General features: G+C 40.8%; 20 protein-coding genes. All 20 read left to right on the forward strand.

Annotation, left to right across the window (positions count from 1 at the left end):
* Positions 1-18: 18 nt before the first annotated feature.
* The 20 genes from Q1B03_RS09945 (at position 19) to Q1B03_RS10040 (ending at position 17575) form a co-directional block, all read left to right on the forward strand.
* Positions 19-1266 carry a flagellar hook-length control protein FliK gene (locus Q1B03_RS09945; RefSeq protein ID WP_299740856.1) on the forward strand — a complete coding sequence of 416 codons (1248 nt, stop codon included), beginning with the start codon at positions 19-21 and terminating at the stop codon, positions 1264-1266.
* 8 nt (positions 1267-1274) lie between these two features.
* Entirely contained in the window at positions 1275-1907 is a 633-nt protein-coding gene (gene flgD / locus Q1B03_RS09950; RefSeq protein WP_299740858.1) for a flagellar hook assembly protein FlgD, read from the forward strand.
* A gap of 11 nt (positions 1908-1918) precedes the next feature.
* Positions 1919-2305 (forward strand): TIGR02530 family flagellar biosynthesis protein, encoded by a 387-nt coding sequence (locus tag Q1B03_RS09955; RefSeq protein WP_299740860.1) that lies wholly within the window; start codon positions 1919-1921, stop codon positions 2303-2305.
* A 68-nt stretch (positions 2306-2373) separates the two neighbouring features.
* The gene (flgG, locus tag Q1B03_RS09960) at positions 2374-3159 is read left to right on the forward strand and encodes a flagellar basal body rod protein FlgG (RefSeq protein ID WP_299740862.1); all 786 of its coding nucleotides are present in this window, start codon (positions 2374-2376) and stop codon (positions 3157-3159) included.
* An 83-nt stretch (positions 3160-3242) separates the two neighbouring features.
* Positions 3243-3458, forward strand: coding sequence for a flagellar FlbD family protein (locus tag Q1B03_RS09965; protein WP_299741293.1), 216 nt, complete (start codon positions 3243-3245; stop codon positions 3456-3458).
* Positions 3455-3880, forward strand: coding sequence for a flagellar basal body-associated protein FliL (fliL, locus tag Q1B03_RS09970; RefSeq protein ID WP_299740864.1), 426 nt, complete (start codon positions 3455-3457; stop codon positions 3878-3880). Before Q1B03_RS09965 ends, fliL begins: the two co-directional genes overlap by 4 nt.
* A 33-nt stretch (positions 3881-3913) precedes the next feature.
* Positions 3914-4912, forward strand: a complete 999-nt coding sequence (gene fliM / locus Q1B03_RS09975; protein WP_299740866.1) for a flagellar motor switch protein FliM — start codon at positions 3914-3916, stop codon at positions 4910-4912.
* Complete coding sequence (fliY, locus tag Q1B03_RS09980) at positions 4902-6074, forward strand: flagellar motor switch phosphatase FliY (RefSeq protein ID WP_299740868.1); 1173 nt, start codon at positions 4902-4904, stop codon at positions 6072-6074. Before fliM ends, fliY begins: the two co-directional genes overlap by 11 nt.
* A gap of 24 nt (positions 6075-6098) precedes the next feature.
* Positions 6099-6461 (forward strand): response regulator, encoded by a 363-nt coding sequence (locus Q1B03_RS09985; RefSeq protein ID WP_299740870.1) that lies wholly within the window; start codon positions 6099-6101, stop codon positions 6459-6461.
* Between the two features lie 24 nt (positions 6462-6485).
* Positions 6486-7124, forward strand: a complete 639-nt coding sequence (locus tag Q1B03_RS09990; protein WP_299740872.1) for a flagellar biosynthetic protein FliO — start codon at positions 6486-6488, stop codon at positions 7122-7124.
* A complete protein-coding gene (fliP, locus tag Q1B03_RS09995; RefSeq protein WP_299740874.1) occupies positions 7117-7782 on the forward strand; it encodes a flagellar type III secretion system pore protein FliP in 666 nt (221 codons plus the stop codon). Before Q1B03_RS09990 ends, fliP begins: the two co-directional genes overlap by 8 nt.
* A gap of 14 nt (positions 7783-7796) precedes the next feature.
* The gene (gene fliQ / locus Q1B03_RS10000; protein ID WP_299740877.1) at positions 7797-8066 is read left to right on the forward strand and encodes a flagellar biosynthesis protein FliQ; all 270 of its coding nucleotides are present in this window, start codon (positions 7797-7799) and stop codon (positions 8064-8066) included.
* A 4-nt stretch (positions 8067-8070) separates the two neighbouring features.
* Positions 8071-8847, forward strand: a complete 777-nt coding sequence (gene fliR, locus Q1B03_RS10005) for a flagellar biosynthetic protein FliR (RefSeq protein WP_299740879.1) — start codon at positions 8071-8073, stop codon at positions 8845-8847.
* Between the two features lies 1 nt (position 8848).
* Positions 8849-9931, forward strand: a complete 1083-nt coding sequence (flhB, locus tag Q1B03_RS10010; protein WP_299740880.1) for a flagellar biosynthesis protein FlhB — start codon at positions 8849-8851, stop codon at positions 9929-9931.
* An 18-nt stretch (positions 9932-9949) separates the two neighbouring features.
* On the forward strand, positions 9950-11986 hold the full coding sequence (gene flhA, locus Q1B03_RS10015) for a flagellar biosynthesis protein FlhA (protein ID WP_299740883.1): 2037 nt from the start codon (positions 9950-9952) through the stop codon (positions 11984-11986).
* A complete protein-coding gene (gene flhF, locus Q1B03_RS10020) occupies positions 11983-13143 on the forward strand; it encodes a flagellar biosynthesis protein FlhF (protein WP_299740885.1) in 1161 nt (386 codons plus the stop codon). The genes flhA and flhF overlap by 4 nt, the downstream gene beginning before the upstream one ends.
* Positions 13144-13156: 13 nt before the next feature.
* Positions 13157-13978: a MinD/ParA family protein gene (locus Q1B03_RS10025; RefSeq protein ID WP_299740887.1), complete on the forward strand. Its 822-nt coding sequence runs from the start codon at positions 13157-13159 to the stop codon at positions 13976-13978.
* 9 nt (positions 13979-13987) lie between these two features.
* Positions 13988-15076 carry a chemotaxis response regulator protein-glutamate methylesterase gene (locus Q1B03_RS10030; protein ID WP_299740889.1) on the forward strand — a complete coding sequence of 363 codons (1089 nt, stop codon included), beginning with the start codon at positions 13988-13990 and terminating at the stop codon, positions 15074-15076.
* Positions 15077-15091: 15 nt separating this feature from the next.
* Entirely contained in the window at positions 15092-17116 is a 2025-nt protein-coding gene (locus tag Q1B03_RS10035; protein WP_299740891.1) for a chemotaxis protein CheA, read from the forward strand.
* Between the two features lie 33 nt (positions 17117-17149).
* Positions 17150-17575 (forward strand): chemotaxis protein CheW, encoded by a 426-nt coding sequence (locus Q1B03_RS10040; protein ID WP_299741294.1) that lies wholly within the window; start codon positions 17150-17152, stop codon positions 17573-17575.
* Positions 17576-17581 lie beyond the last annotated feature (6 nt).

The following is a 17581-nucleotide window of genomic DNA, read 5'->3' on the forward strand; positions in this document are numbered from 1 at the left end:
ATGAGAGGAGGTGAAAAAGTGGAAGTCGGAATAGGTACACAAGCTTCCCACCCACTAATGGGGATGAGACAGGAATCAACGCTTTTTAAGAAAGAATTGGATGGGTTTTCAAAACTTTTAGGATTTGTATCGAATCATGTGGTTGAAAGGGAAGAAGTGAAACAGCCCGAGACACTATCTCTTCTGGTTAGCCTGCAAGGCATCTTACGCGCAACAGAGCTTGATGAAGTTGGACTATCAAGCGGACAATTAGAAGACTTATCCCGATTAAAGGAATTTGACTTTGACCAAATCGCTGAAATAGTTGGTATGGATAAAGAAACGGTCAAAACACTTTTTTCTGAGCTCCAATCCGCTCTTATTGGGACTGAGCAATCTTCGTCTTCATCAGGTGATAGTATAGAGGATCTTCATGAAACCCTGTTGGGAACGATGCAGTTACTGCAATCCGCATTAAAGAATGAGGTGGGGGGCTTAAATGGAAGAGGGCCAGTGGAAGAAGTGGCGAGACTTGTAAAGGTCATTGAACTTCTGGCAGCTAACCGTGACTTACTTGTGATGGAAGCATCAAAAGCGTCGGAGCTGAAAGACATGATGAAGATGGTTCAAGCGGCTGTAGATCAATCCCTGTCCAGGGAGTTTAATCATGCGAAGGATTGGTCCCGGATCTTGAAAGATGCTTTTCAACGCCAAGCACCTGTGCAAACAATGGAAAAGCAGTCCTCAACAGAAAGGGTCACAGTGGAGAAGAAAAGTATTCAACCGATACTGGCAAGTCACATACACTTTGTACTTCCGAAAACAGAATCCGTTTCCATGAGTCTCTCATCAGGAAATCGCTCCGTTCAATATGAACAATTCGTGAAAGAATTTCAGAATATCCTAAGTAAATCTCAAATGGTGTCCCAGCCGAACATGAGTAAGCTGTTAATCAAGCTGTATCCAGAGCAACTGGGCTCATTAAGGATCGAACTTTTACAGCAAAACGGAGTGATGACCGCAAAAATATTAGCTTCAACGGCAACTGCGAAAGAAATGCTTGATTCTCAAATTCAAGGATTAAAGCATGCATTTACATCTCAGAACCTCCAGGTAGAGAAGATTGAAATCTCACAGGCGTTAACAGATGCTGAGCGGCAATCCAAAGGGCAGTCACAGCAACAGTCCTCACAACAACATAAGCAGAATCAACCCGAACATGGAGGAAGCGGGGGAGAAGAAAGAACTGAATCCTTTAAGGAATATCTCGTAAATACCGAAATATAGGTGATAATATGACGAAAATCGATCCGAGCTTACTATATTCAACCGTCCAAACAAAACAGCGTGAAGGTGGTAAGGATATTCTGGGAAAAGATGACTTCCTGAAGATCCTGATGACACAATTACAGAATCAAGACCCGTTAAATCCGATGCAGGACAAAGACTTCATCGCACAAATGGCTACCTTTTCATCATTAGAGCAAATGACGAACCTGACGCAAACAATGGAGAAATTTGTGGATAACCAAACCCAAACACAATTGATCTCTTACAATCAGTTTGTTGGTAAACAAGTGACATGGCATAAAATTATAGAATCTGAAGAAGGCGATACACCCGAAATACAAGAAGGACAGGGGTTTGTTAAAGGAGTCCGCTTTACAGGTGACTCTGTTGAATTCATCATGGAGGACGGCACGATTCTGACTCCCGGGAATATATCGCAAGTGAATACGACGGATATCCCTGAAGCTTCTCTCGTAAATGCATCTTTATTAATAGGAAAGAACGTAACATGGAACAGCGAAGATGGAGAGATGAGCGGAATCGTTCAATCCGTATCAACGAAAGATTCAAAAATATGGTTTCATACAGAAGCAGGGGACAAAATTTCCAGTGATAAATTAATCAAAATTGAATCTTAGGGAGTGGTTGTATGGAAAAGACATTCGTTCATCGTTCACTGCAACCAATTGCACCAAATTATAAAACGAAAGCCTTTACTAAACCTTCAATCGCATCATCTTTTGCTGCTCAATTAGATAAAGCCATTCAAGAAGTACCCCTTATGCAGATCAGTAAGCATGCAAAAGTAAGGATGGAACAACGGGGAATCTCTATTACTCCACAAACATGGGAGAAGATAGGGGAGAAAGTAGATGAGGCGAAAACAAAGGGTGTTCAAGATTCACTGGTGATTTTAAAAGATGCAGCACTAATTGTAAGTGCAAAAAATAAAACAGTGATAACAGCATTAGACCGTGATGAAGCAAGTTCTCAAATTTTCACAAATATAAATGGAACCATACTAATAGACTCATAGGCTGGACCAAATAGGAAGCCTGTAGCTGTGGAATGATCGAAGCAGCTAACACGAAAGGGGAAAAATCAATGTTACGTTCAATGTATTCAGGTATAAGTGGAATGAAAAACTTTCAAACGAAGCTGGATGTAATCGGAAATAATATTGCGAATGTTAATACGTATGGATTTAAAAAAGGTCGAGTTGTATTTAAAGATATGATTAATCAAAATATCTCTGGAGCTAGCGCTAGCGGTGCCTCAAGGGGTGGTGTGAATGCTAAACAGATAGGGTTGGGTTCGCAAATTTCAACCATTGACACTATTCACACTACAGGAAGTCTGCAATCAACTGGACGAGTACTAGATTTAGCAGTTTCCGGGTCTGGTTTCTTTCAAGTAACGGACGCAACTGGTGGTGAGACTTTATATACGAGAGCTGGAAATTTTTATCTCGATGAATCTGGTGATCTGGTTACAGGTGATGGATTTTATTTGTCTCCAAAAATTAATATTCCTACTGATGCAAAGAGTATGAGTATTGGTCAAGATGGTACAGTGAACTTTGTTGATAAGGATGGTGTACTTACACCTGCTGGACAATTACAATTAGCAAAGTTCCCAAATGACGGTGGACTGGAAAAAGCCGGGGGGAACTACTTCAAAGTAACTACTAACTCAGGTGCTCCAATTGTTGATTCACCTGGAGTATCTGGAATCGGAACAATTGAATCAGGTTTCCTTGAAATGTCAAACGTAGACCTATCCGAAGAATTCACCGAAATGATTACGGCACAGCGTGGATTCCAGGCAAATACACGTATCATCACAACGTCGGATGAAATCTTGCAAGAGCTTGTAAACTTGAAACGTTAGTTCGTTAAAAAGGGAGGAAGGGACTGGCTAATCGGAGGGTACCTTTGGTAAACCCCGATGATGAAAGTCGGTCCCAAAAGCTGATGATCACGTTAACCAGACTGAATGGAAAGACGTTTACGTTGAATGCTTTATACATAGAAACAGTAGAAGCGTTTCCAGACACTACGATTCTATTAACAAATGGCAGAAGATATGTTGTGAAGGAAACGGTGGACGAGGTTCGCTGCCTTACACTTTCTTTCTTTCAAAAAGCAAATCTACTAAGCCTGCCGCATGGGGGAGGGAGTACTAGTTGAAGAATAAAGCCCTGACAATCATGATGATCTTGTTGGTTACGATTACGCTTGTCGGTGTGATTGCGTTAGTTGTCATTCTGAAGTTTTCAGGAGATGAAGAAACGAAGGAGCCTTCCATTGAAGAAGTGATCGAAAACTCCGTGGATATCCCTGAGACGACTACCAATTTAATGAGCAATGATTTTATTCGTATTTCCTTTAAGATTCAAACGGATAGTAAAAAAGCGAAAAGTGAGTTGGAAAAGAGAAATTTTCAAGTGAATAACATCATCATAGAAGAGCTTTCAGAATTGAAAGCAGAAGAACTGCAAGGGAAAAAAGGGAAAGAATTGATCGAAACAAGGGTTAAAGACAAAGTGAACTCCCTTATGCAAGAAGGAATGGTAGAAAGAGTCTATATCACCTCTATGATGATTCAATAAAGTAGACTATAAAGAGTATTTGGAGGTGAAGGCATGGCTAGTGAAATTTTATCTCAAAGTGAAATCGATGCTCTGTTGTCTGCTCTCAATACGGGAGAGATGAGCGCAGATGATTTCAAAAAAGAAGAAGAAGAGAAAAAAGTGAAAGTGTACGATTTTAAGAGAGCTTTACGGTTTTCGAAGGATCAAATCCGAAGTTTAACGAGAATTCACGAAAACTTCGCCCGTATCTTGACTACCTACTTCTCTGCCCAACTAAGAACGTACGTTCAAATAAACGTGGCATCTGCTGACCAAATCCCATATGAGGAATTTATCCGTTCCGTTCCGAAAATGACGATTTTAAATGTCTATGAATTGCCTCCATTGGATGGAAGAATCCTCATGGAAATCAACCCTAATATCGCTTATTCGATGATGGATCGGGTGATGGGTGGAAGAGGAGTCAGTGTTAACAAAGTAGAGAATTTAACGGAAATTGAAACAAGGATCATGAGTCAGCTCTTTGAAAAGGCGTTTGAGAATTTAAGGGAAGCCTGGAGTACTGTGGCGGATGTAGATCCGTTTTTTGCAGAATTTGAAGTGAATCCGCAATTCCTTCAAATGGTGTCACCAAATGAAACGGTTGTGGTTATTTCATTAAATACAACGATTGGTGAAACAAGTGGAATGATTAACATCTGTATTCCGCACGTTGTCCTGGAGCCGATCCTTCCGAAATTATCAGGAAGCTATTGGATGGAAAGCAAACGGAAAGAGAGTAAGCCGGAAGAAACGGCACATCTTGAAAAAAGAATCAAGAAAGCCCAAGTACCAATTGTAGCTGAATTAGGACGTTCTGATATTTCAATTGAAGAGTTCCTTATGCTGGATATAGGTGACGTAATAGAAATGAACACCCGAATCGATGATCCTTTAACGATCAGAGTGGGTGAAATTCCCAAATTTACTGCTCAGCCAGGGAAGTCAAATAAGAAACTGGCGGTACAAATTTTAGATTCCTTGAAGGGGGGAGACGACGATGATGAGTGATGATATGTTATCACAAGATGAAATTGATGCTCTTCTTCGTGGTTCTGCAGAACCCGAAGAGGACACAGAAGAGCGCAAAACGATAAATAGTAATGACTACATTAGTTCAATTGAAGAGGATGCCTTAGGTGAAATAGGGAACATCTCCTTTGGGAGTTCTGCAACGGCTTTGTCTACTTTGCTTAACAAAAAGGTGGAGATAACGACCCCTAAAGTAACCATCATTAATAAGAATTATTTAGAAGAGGAATTTCCTCATCCATATGTCGCCATTCAGGTTCAATATACTGAAGGATTTTCAGGAGTGAATTTGTTGGTGATCAAACAATCAGATGCATCGATCATCGCTGATTTAATGCTTGGTGGGGATGGAAGGAATCCATCTGGTGAATTGGGTGAAATTCAGCTTAGCGCCGTGCAAGAGGCCATGAATCAAATGATGGGATCTGCTGCAACCTCCATGTCCACGGTATTTAGTAAGAAAGTGGATATTTCCCCACCATCCATCGATCTGATGTACATACCTAAAGGGGAGGGGGAAGAAAACCTTCCTGATCAAGATCTATTAGTGAAGGTATCATTCTCATTGAAAATTGGGGACCTCATTGATTCGAGCATTATGCAGCTGTTGCCCCTAACTTTTGCCAAGAGCCTGGTGGATGAATTAATGAATGGTGGAGCTACTGAAGAAGTTGCAGCCGCGGTTGCACCGGGCGTCGATCCTCCTACTGCTCCACAACCAGTGCCTGCTTATAGCGGTATGTATGAGGAACCTGTCCGTACTTCCCACCAGCACGGGTCTCCTCAACATCTGGGCGGACAAGGCGTGCATGGAGAAACCGTAAATGTACAACCGGCAACGTTTAGTCATTTTGAACCGACAACGCTGGGACAACAGGAAACAAAGAATTTAAATATGTTATTAGACATTCCTCTTCAGGTTACGGTAGAGCTCGGAAGAACGAACCGGTCTGTCAGGGACATACTTGAACTATCATCCGGTTCCATTATAGAGCTTGATAAATTAGCGGGAGAACCGGTTGATATTCTTGTGAACAGCCAATTAATGGCTAAGGGAGAAGTTGTCGTGATAGATGAGAACTTTGGTGTCAGAATTACGGACATCGTAAGTCAAAGTGATCGTATTAAAAAACTTAAATAACTTAGACAATGGAGGATGACGGTAATGGCGAATAAAATTCTGATTGTTGATGATGCAGCTTTTATGAGAATGATGATTAAAGATATTTTAACGAAAAATGGGTTCGATGTAGTTGGAGAAGCAGCCGATGGAAGTCAAGCTGTTGATAAATATAAAGAACTGAAACCTGACCTGGTCACAATGGATATTACGATGCCGGAAAAAGATGGTATTGCAGCTTTAAAGGAGATTAAAGGATTCGACTCAGGTGCGAAAATTATCATGTGCTCTGCAATGGGTCAACAAGCAATGGTGATTGATGCCATTCAAGCGGGTGCAAAGGACTTTATCGTTAAACCATTCCAAGCTGATCGTGTCATCGAAGCTATCCAGAAAGCTCTAAGCTAACAGATTAATAAGAAGGTGCATGTATTGAAGAAGTTTCAAATTCTAGTGGGTCTGATCGTTTTCATCATTGCTGCAAATGCTGTAAACCAAACAGCATTTGCGGAAGTGAATAATGTTAAGGACTGCATAGAGCATCCTGAGAAATGCAATGAACAACAAGGTAAAGAGGCGGACAGTTCTGATTCAGGTGTCTCTACCTCGGTTACTTTTTTGGATTATCTTAAAATGATCGTTGCTCTTATCTTTGTAGTTGCACTTATTTATTTTTTATTGAAGTTTATAAATCAAAAAGGAAGATCCTTTCAACAGACGAAATTAATCAATCATTTAGGTGGAACGCCACTCGGGGGCAATCGTTCTGTCCAAATTGTTAAGGTAGGCAAGCAAGTACTTGTACTGGGTGTGGGAGAAGATATTCAGCTACTGAAAGAAATTCAGGATGAAAAAGAAAAAGAAGAGATACTATCCTATTATCAGGAAGCTCAATTTCCCGATACTAAAACAGCCGTTTCCAGTTGGTTGACAAAGGTAAAAGGCCCTTCTCCAGCGTCTTCTAAAAGCTCATTTCAATCACAGTTGAAATCACAGCTTGAGGAAATGAGCAAGGGAAGAAAGAAGATGTTTAAGGATTTAAAGAATAAGGAGAATCATTCAGATGAATGAATTCATGGAGTTTTTTAATAGTAGTTCTGCTGATAATGTATCGACAAGCGTAAAGCTGCTATTATTATTTACCGTCCTTTCACTGGCACCCAGTATTCTGATATTAATGACATCTTTCACCCGGATCATGATTGTCCTGTCCTTTGTCAGAACTTCTCTCGCCACTCAGCAAATGCCACCCAACCAGGTATTGATTGGAATTTCATTATTTCTTACGTTCTTTATCATGGCTCCAACTTTTCAAGAGGTAAACGATGAAGCATTGACCCCTCTTTTTAATGAAGAGATTAATCTTGAAGAAGCTTACGAAAAGGCTTCGATTCCGTTTAAAGAATTTATGAGTAAGCACACAAGACAAAAGGATCTAGAGTTGTTTTTACAGTATTCCGGGGCAGAACGGCCGGAGTCTGTGGAAGACATACCTCTTACATCCCTAGTGCCGGCATTTGCGTTAAGTGAAATCAAGACGGCTTTTCAAATAGGATTTATGATCTTTATTCCTTTCTTAGTCATCGACATGGTGGTAGCAAGTGTCTTGATGTCCATGGGGATGATGATGCTCCCTCCTGTAATGATTTCCTTGCCGTTCAAGATTTTACTGTTTGTGTTAGTGGATGGCTGGTATTTAGTAATAAAATCTCTTTTACAAAGTTTCTAAGTAGGTGAGCTTCAATGAATGCTGAATCTGTTATCGCAATAGCGGAGCGTGGAATATATGTAACCCTCATCGTTTCAGGTCCATTACTGCTGCTGGCCCTCGTAGTCGGGTTGGTCGTCAGTATTTTTCAAGCAACAACACAAATACAAGAACAAACCCTTGCGTTTATACCTAAGATTGTGGCGGTCTTGATCGGAATTGTTTTCTTTGGCCCTTGGATGTTAACGAAGCTTGTGACGTATACCTCACAAATCTTTTCGGATTTAACAAGGTTCGTAGGGTAAGAGAATGGAAGAACTTGTACCTATTCTATCGGTATACTTACTTGTGTTTGTAAGGGTTTCGGCTTTTTTTGTTACAATGCCCCTGTTTTCATACCGTAATATACCTGCACAGCATCGGATCGCTTTCTCGCTTGTACTCTCATGGGTGATGTATTACACGATTGATTCTGCGGCATTTGAAATCAACGGACAATACTTTTTATTGATTATGAAAGAAGCCATGATCGGTCTTCTCATTGGCTTTGTTGCCTATATGATCGTTACGGCCATTCAGATAGCAGGAGGATTCATAGATTTCCAGATGGGGTTTGCCATAGCCAATGTAATCGACCCTCAAACAGGAACCCAAAGCCCCTTGATGGGTCAATATTTATATACCTTTGCGCTTCTTTTGTTGCTTGCCCTGGATGGACATCATTTACTACTGGACGGAATTTTCTATAGTTATCAATTGATTCCCATCGATAGCCCTTGGATTCCATTTGGAGATGAGAGATTAATTGATTATGTTATTTCTTCCTTTAATTCAATGTTTATCATTGCCTTTCAAATGTCGATTCCGGTGGTTGCAACATTATTTTTAGTAGATGTGGCTTTGGGCATTGTCGCCAGGACGGTTCCACAATTAAACGTCTTTGTCGTTGGGTTTCCCATTAAGATTGCCGTTGCCTTTATCGTGTTATTTATTGTAATGGGTGTGATGTTTGCTGTCATGCAGCAGCTATTTGAGATGATGTTTGTAACCATGAGAGATTTAATGAGAATAATTGGAGGCACATAAATTGCAGTGGCTAACATTAGACCTACAGTTTTTCAGTGGGGAGAAAACAGAGAAAGCAACTCCGAAAAAGAGGGATGACGCCCGGAAAAAAGGACAAACAGCAAAAAGTCAGGATGTGAATACAGCAATCATCCTTCTTGCCGTTTTTTTATTCCTTACATTCAGTGCTTCTTATATTGGAAATATTGTGTTCGATCTCTTTAATCAAACCTTTCAGGAATATATGCTGATGGAACTGACAGAGAATACAGTTCAAGTCATAACCATGGATATTATGAAAGAGCTTGCGTTACTTCTCGGACCGATTATGTTAGTGGCCTTACTTGCCGGATTGTTTTCGAATTATATTCAAGTAGGAGTCATGTTTACCACTAAACCGCTGGAGCCGAAGCTTGAAAAGATTGATCCGATTAAAGGGTTCAAGCGTATCTTTTCTTTAAGAGCAATCGTTGAACTATTAAAATCCATTTTAAAAATTTCATTTGTTGGGGCAATCACCTTCGTCATTCTCTGGATGAATATTGATCAAGTGTTAAGCTTATCGTTTAAATCAGTGGGGGATTCATTAGCAACGATGGCGAGCTTGACTGTGCAAATGGGAATCGCTGCTTCACTTGCGCTACTATTCTTATCTCTATTCGATTTTCTTTATCAGAAATATGATTTTGAAAAAAATATTCGAATGTCAAAGCAGGATTTAAAAGATGAACATAAAAACATCGAGGGCGACCCACTAATTAAATCCAAAATTAAGCAAAGACAGCGTGAAATGGCTATGAGACGCATGATGCAGGAAGTTCCTGAAGCAGATGTAGTAATTACAAACCCTACTCACTTTGCCATTGCTCTTAAATACGATGAGAATAAAATGGATGCGCCTTATGTAGTGGCAAAAGGCGTTGATTATCTAGCACAGAAGATTAAATATATCGCCAATGAAAACGATGTGGTTATGGTGGAAAATCGGCCCTTAGCCCGGTCCCTATATGACTCGGCTGAAATAGGCGATGCAGTACCTGAAGAATTTTTCAAAGCAGTTGCAGAAATTTTAGCTTATGTTTACCGAATAAAAAATCAAATGTAAGCAGTTAGGAGAGAAACAATGTCAGCAAGAGATTTATCCGTACTAGCCAGTGTCATATTAATCGTTGCCATGCTTATCATCCCGTTCCCATCCTGGTTATTAAGCTTACTGATCATCGTTAATATTTCACTTGCACTCCTTGTACTCCTAACCTCGATGAATATGAATGAGCCATTGCAATTTTCTATATTTCCTTCCCTATTATTATTGTTAACACTTTTTCGATTAGGTCTAAATGTTTCCACAACGAGATCAATCCTTAGTAAGGGTGAAGCAGGGGACGTTGTGGAAACCTTTGGAACATTCGTTGTAGGGGGAAATATTCTCGTCGGTCTCGTAGTATTCATCATCCTCATCGTGATCCAATTTATTGTCATAACAAAAGGATCTGAGCGTGTGTCCGAGGTTGCGGCAAGATTTACCCTTGACGCAATGCCCGGTAAGCAGATGAGTATAGATGCCGATTTGAATGCCGGGATGATTTCAGAGCATGATGCCAGAAATCGTCGGGAAAAAGTAGGGCGGGAAGCAGATTTCTATGGTGCCATGGACGGGGCATCCAAGTTTGTTAAGGGAGATGCCATAGCTGGTATTGTCATTGTCATGATCAATTTAATCTTCGGTATTATAATCGGCATGACACAACAAGGGCTTCCTATTGCCGAAGCGGCAACCCGTTATTCTTTACTGACAGTCGGAGATGGAATCGTCAGTCAGATTCCTGCCCTGTTGATTTCAACAGCCACGGGCATCGTGGTAACAAGAGCCGCATCTGAAGGGAACCTGGGACAGGATATCATGAATCAGCTACTTGCTTATCCTGCGATGCTATATGTAGCAGCCTTCACGATCTTCATGCTGGGTGTAGCAACTCCTATTCACGATATCTTAACCATTCCAGTGGCAGCCTTATTAGCGATAGGGGCTTACATGCTTTCAAGGTCACCTAAGGAAACTGAATCCGACATGATGGAAATGGAAGAGGAAGTAGAGCAGGATGAAATGAAAAGTCCGGAGAGCGTCGTGAACTTACTGAATGTGGATCCGATTGAATTTGAGTTCGGCTATGGTCTGATTCCCCTTGCCGATACGAATCAGGGAGGAGATCTCCTTGACCGGATTGTGATGATACGCCGTCAATTAGCGATAGAGCTGGGGCTGGTCATACCTGTAGTAAGGATCCGGGACAACATACAACTTCAACCGAATGAATATCGTTTGAAAATTAAAGGCAATGAGATGGCCCGTGGAGAGCTTTTGCTTGATCATTATTTAGCCATGAGTCCAGGTGTGGAGGATGACTCGATCGAGGGAATTGATACGATCGAGCCATCATTCGGTCTTCCGGCTAAGTGGATTTCAGAAGATATGAAAGAGCAGGCAGAAATATTCGGATATACAGTTGTGGATCCGCCGTCAGTGGTGTCCACCCACATAACCGAAATGATTAAAACAAATGCTCATGAACTACTTGGCAGGCAGGAGACGAAACAGCTCATTGATCACCTGCAGGAATCCTACCCGATATTAGTGGAAGAAGTGACGCCGAATCCTTTAACAGTAGGTGAAGTACAAAAAGTATTAGCCAAGTTGTTAAAGGAAAATGTGTCTATCAGAAATTTGCCGATTATTTTTGAAACACTTGCTGATTATGCCAAAATGAGTTCAGATACAGATCTTTTAGCTGAATATGTCCGGCAATCGTTGGCAAGGCAAATTACCAGTCAATATGTTCAAGGAGATGCTTCCTTAAAGGTTGTGACTATGTCAGGAAAGGTTGAAAAATTGATTGCCGACGCCATTCAACAAACGGAACATGGAAATTATTTATCAATGGATCCAAACGATTCTCAAGGAATCCTGGAGGCAGTCGCATCACAAATGGAGCAGTTGTCTCTTATGGAGGAGTCACCGATCATTCTGTGTTCCCCAGCTGTGAGAATGTACGTAAGACAATTGACAGAGAGGTATTTCCCACAAGTGCCTATCATTTCATATAACGAATTAGAAGCAACTGTAGAAGTACAAAGTTTAGGGGTGGTGAATGTCGGATGAAAGTAAAGAAATATGCAGCACCTTCCATGAATGAGGCAATGAAAAAGGTTAGAGCTGAATTAGGGGATGATGCTGTCATCCTAAACTCTAAAGTAGCGTATACGGGTGGATTTATGGGGTTATTTAAAAAGAAGATGATAGAGGTCATCGCTGCCATCGATCCAGAGGTTGAGATTGAAAAGATGGAAATGAATAAGATGAAAGCCGCATCTGCACCAATCGTTCCTACTTCCGATCCTTCCGAAAAAAAATACGACGGTCCTAATCGGTCGGTAGAGTCAGAATTAAAAGAACTAAAACACATGATTTCTACCATGAAATCAAAAAATCAATTCCAGAATTACTCTGAAGATATTCAAGAAATCTTGTTATATCTTAAAAATCATGATGTGAGTGACCCAACACTCTTCCAACTTGGTGACTATCTTGAAGGAAGGATCAAGGGTGGTTTTCTTCCAGGGAATAATCGAAATGAATGGGCCCGACAGGAAGTCACGTATTTTCTTAATGCTCTTCTGGAGGAAATCTCTTCAGGCGGTATGAGTTACAAGAAGAAATATATTAACGTAGTTGGCCCTACAGGTGTGGGTAAAACAACTACTTTAGCAAAAATGGCTGCTGAGGCAGTCATTGAGAAACGGATGAAAATAGCTTTTATCACGACGGATACGTATCGCATTGCAGCGATCGAGCAATTAAAAACGTATGCCGGTCTGTTGAATGTACCAGTTGAAGTAGTCTATAAAATGGAAGACTTTAAAAAAGCAATCGATAAATTCCGGGACTATGACCATGTGTTCATTGATACTGCCGGCCGGAATTTCAGAGAAAAGAAATATGTAGAAGATTTGCGGGGAATTATCGACTTCAAGCATCACATGGAAACGTTCTTGGTTCTATCCCTGACCAGCAAGGAGCGGGATATGAAGGAAATCATTTCACAGTTTTCTTCTATTGACATTGATCGGTTCATTTTTACGAAATTGGATGAAACATCCAGTTATGGCTCTATGATCAACATGATGTCCGAGATGAAGATCGGTGCAGCCTATGTAACAATCGGTCAGGATGTACCTGAGGATATCACCGAGGTGAACATTGAAAAAATAGGTCATTTTCTAATGAAAGGATTTCGCTATGAGAGATCAAGCATATAACCTAAGGAGGAAAATGCTCTTAGATGACTCTCCTCCTGCTAAAACGATTGCAGTTGTAAGTGGAAAGGGTGGGGTCGGAAAATCGAATATCTCAACTAACCTTTCTATTTTGCTTGGTAGAGAAAATAAGAAAGTATTATTATTTGACCTTGATATCGGGATGGGAAACATTCATATATTACTGGGAAGTCATCATACCTACTCAATCATGGATTATATCGACGAAAAAGAATCGGATATCGACACGATTATTTGTGAAAATGTTCATGGTATTTCTTACATAAGCGGTGGGAATGGCCTGAAAGACATAGTGGAGTGGAAAGAGAAGCAGATAGAACGCTTCTTTGAAGTGTTAGAGTATGCAGTTCAAAAGTATGATTATATTCTTTTCGATATGGGGGCAGGTGCTACGAAAGAAACAATAGAGTTCCTCCTGGCCATGGATGAAATCATTGTAGTCACGACACCTGAACCTACTTCAATCACAGATGCCTACTCGATGATGAAATATATTTACTTGAGAGATCAAGAGAAAAAGTTCTATCTGACATGTAATCGGGCTGAATTCAAGAAGGAAGGCCTTGAAACGATTACTAGACTGCAAGAAACGATGAGGAAATTCCTGCATAAGGAGATTGTCTCTTTAGGGGTCTTACCCGAAGATTCAACGGTCAGGAAGGCGGTCATTCAACAAACCCCCTTAGTCGTTTCTTACCCTGCTTCAGCCATGACCTTAAGTCTGCGTACGATGTTGCATCAGCTTTCCGGGGGACAACCGGTGAGTAAACAAGCAGGTTTTTTAAAGAGTATGAAAAATTTATTTTTTGGGAGGTAAAAGTCCTGAATGAAAAAGGTTCTAGTTGTAGATGATTCAGCATTTATGAGAAAACTTATTAGTGATTTTCTAACAGCCTCAAAGCAACTAGAAGTGATAGGAATTGCAAGGAATGGTGAAGACGCAATCTCGAAAATTAATAAACTTCGTCCTGACGTCGTAACCTTAGATGTTGAAATGCCAAGGATGAATGGAATAGAAGCCTTAAGGCGGATTATGGGGGAATGTCCAGTTCCTGTCGTGATGCTCTCTTCCACAACCAGAGAAGGGGCAGAGGAGACTTTTAAAGCCATGGAACTGGGAGCTGTGGATTTTATCGCTAAACCTTCAGGGACCATATCATTGGACCTTCATAAAGTTCAAGATGAAATAGTTGAAAAAGTAGTCGCGGCAAGCAAGGTGAATATGACAAAGATGACCAAAACTTATGGGAAGAGAAAGAGGTCAGAATTAAAAGGATCAAGCAGACAAGCTAATGGGACAGAACTCACGACAGCTTCAGAAAGCAACTGGAGCATGAATTCACCGAAAATAATCCTAATTGGAACTTCAACAGGAGGTCCACGCGCTTTACAGCAGGTGCTGACTGAATTACCACCTAACCTGGATGCACCAGTTGTAGTGGTGCAGCATATGCCGCCTGGTTTTACCAGATCACTCGCCAATCGGTTAGATGGTCAGTCAGTCATTAAAGTGAAGGAAGCGGAACATGAAGAAATCCTTCAAAAAGGAACAGCATATATAGCACCTGGTGGTTTTCATACAAAGGTTGTTGAGTTTGGATCACAATTATCCATTCATCTTTCAAAGGAAGAAGCACCAAGGAATGGTCACAGACCTTCCGTTGACATATTGTTCGAATCCGTAAGCTTGATTCTAGACTATGGCAAAATTGCTGTCATTATGACCGGTATGGGTTCTGATGGCTCTGAAGGATTGATCAAGCTTAAAGAACGAGGCGAAGTGAGAGCCATTGCAGAATCTGAAGAATCTTGTATTGTGTTTGGAATGCCGAAATCGGCTATCGCGACAAATTTAGTGGACAGCGTGGAAACCATCGGGGATATTTCTCAAACCATTATGAAGTACATGTTGTAGAGAGGTGTGGTGCACATGGAATTGAGTCAATATTTAGAAGTTTTTATAGAAGAGAGTAAGGAAAATCTACAAACCTGTAATGAGCAATTACTGGAATTGGAGAAAAACCCTGAAAACCTGGCGATTGTTAATGAAATTTTTCGTTCAGCTCACACGTTAAAAGGAATGTCTGCAACGATGGGATACGAGGATTTAGCAAACCTTACCCATAAAATGGAGAACGTACTGGATGCTATTCGAAACGAAAAAATAAAAGTGACGCCAGAAATTTTGGATATTGTGTTTAAATCCGTTGACGACTTAGAAGCAATGGTGTTTTCTATCGCAGACGGCGGAGATGGGAAGCGGGACGTGTCAGAAGTAGTAACTCTCCTCCAAGCGATTGAAAAGGGTGAAGTTCTACAGTCAGCTAGTAATGAAGTTGCCGCATCCTCAGCCACCGAAATACATACATTATCCATGAAGTATGAAGCATTTGAACAAACCGTTATTCAGCAATCCTATGAACAGGGATTCCATTGCTTTGAAATCACCGTATCCTTGCGGGAGGATTGCCTTTTAAAAGCAGCAAGGGTTTATATGGTTTTTGAAGTGCTGGAACAAATCGGGGAAGTCATTAAGTCTTTCCCAACTGTAGATCAGCTGGAAGAAGAACAGTTCGATCATTCCTTTGTTGTAGCCGTTGTGTCAAAAGGGGATGCAAGTGGCATAGAAAAGAGTATACGAAAGGTATCTGAGGTTGAAGAAGTCACTGTACTGGAACTCACCTCTCATCATCTTCATGATAATGAAAATAATGCTAATGAGGAACAGCATAGAGAAGGTGTTGAAAAAGAAAGGGAAGAAATGATACCCAAAACAACAAGTAATCCATCAAAACAATCGAACCCTTCGAGCAAAACGATCCGTGTGAATATTGAACGCTTAGATGTGCTGATGAATTTGTTTGAAGAGCTTGTCATTGATAGAGGCAGACTGGAACAGATCTCTAAAGATTTGAATAACCCGGAATTAAATGAAACGGTTGAAAGAATGACACGGATTTCCGGAGACTTACAAAGCATCATTCTCAATATGCGGATGGTTCCTGTAGAGACGGTATTTAACCGCTTTCCACGCATGGTAAGGCAGCTTGCAAGAGATTTAAATAAGGAAATAGAATTAGAAATCATCGGGGCAGAGACCGAACTTGATCGTACGGTCATTGATGAGATTGGAGACCCTCTCGTCCACTTAATTCGAAACGCTTTAGATCACGGAATCGAAATGCCTGATGTTCGTACTAAAAATGGTAAGCCTGAACAAGGAACCGTCAAGCTGCGAGCCTATCATAGTGGAAATCATGTATTTATTGAACTAGAAGACGATGGTGCAGGAATAAATAAACAGCGGGTACTGGAAAAAGCGATTCAAAAAGGAATTGTATCAGAAGAAGTTGCGCAAACCTTATCGGATCGGCAAATCTATGAACTCATCCTGGCATCAGGCTTTTCTACTGCTGAGCAAATCTCGGATATCTCTGGTAGGGGAGTTGGCCTTGATGTCGTCAAAGCAACGATTGAGTCATTGGGCGGTTCAATAACAATCGACTCTACTGTTGGACAAGGCTCACTGTTTTCTATCCAATTACCATTAACCTTATCGATCATATCAGTCATGCTTGTTGAAATTGAAGCTGAGAAATACGCAATTCCACTTTCTTCGATCATAGAGACGGCCATAGTGAAAAAAGAAGAGATGATGAACGCACATAATCAAAGAGTGATTGATTTCAGAGGCAAGATTGTACCATTGTTATTCCTCAAGGATGTTTTCGAAGTTCCTAAAGATTCAAAGGATGAGGACTTATATTCTGTCGTGGTTGTCCGTAAAGGTGAAAAGATGGCAGGGTTAGTGGTAGATTCCTTTATTGGTCAACAGGAAATTGTTCTAAAATCATTAGGGAATTATCTGCACGATGTATTCGCTATTTCCGGTGGCACTATATTGGGGGATGGAAAGGTAGCGCTGATTGTTGATTGTAATGCGTTGATAAAATAGGAGGTAAGGGAAATGAGTGTAGTATCAGAGACGATGGAAGACCTAAAGCTTATCGTATTTCAATTGGTGGATAAGGAATATGCGATTCCCGTCAATCAGGTTCGGTCAATTGAGAAGCTGCAATATATTACGAGAGTGCCTGGAATGCCTTCCTATGTTAGGGGAGTAATAAATTTACGTGGTGTCGTAACTCCCATTATCGATTTAAGAAGCCGATTTGGTTTATCCTCTTCAGATTCATCAGAAAGCACCCGTTTGATTATCGTTGGTTCAGAGGATAAAGAAGTAGGATTGATCGTAGATTCAGCAAATGATGTGTTAGATGTAGCGAGAGAAATGATTGAACCGCCGCCACAAGTTGTCGGAATAATGGAGGCAGAGTACATTGGTGGAGTAGTCAAGCAGAACAAACGTTTGTTGATCCTGCTCCATCTTGACAAAATTCTGGAATCCATTTAAGGGGGT

Source organism: uncultured Rossellomorea sp. (assembly GCF_947488365.1).
GTDB lineage: Bacteria > Bacillota > Bacilli > Bacillales > Bacillaceae_B > Rossellomorea.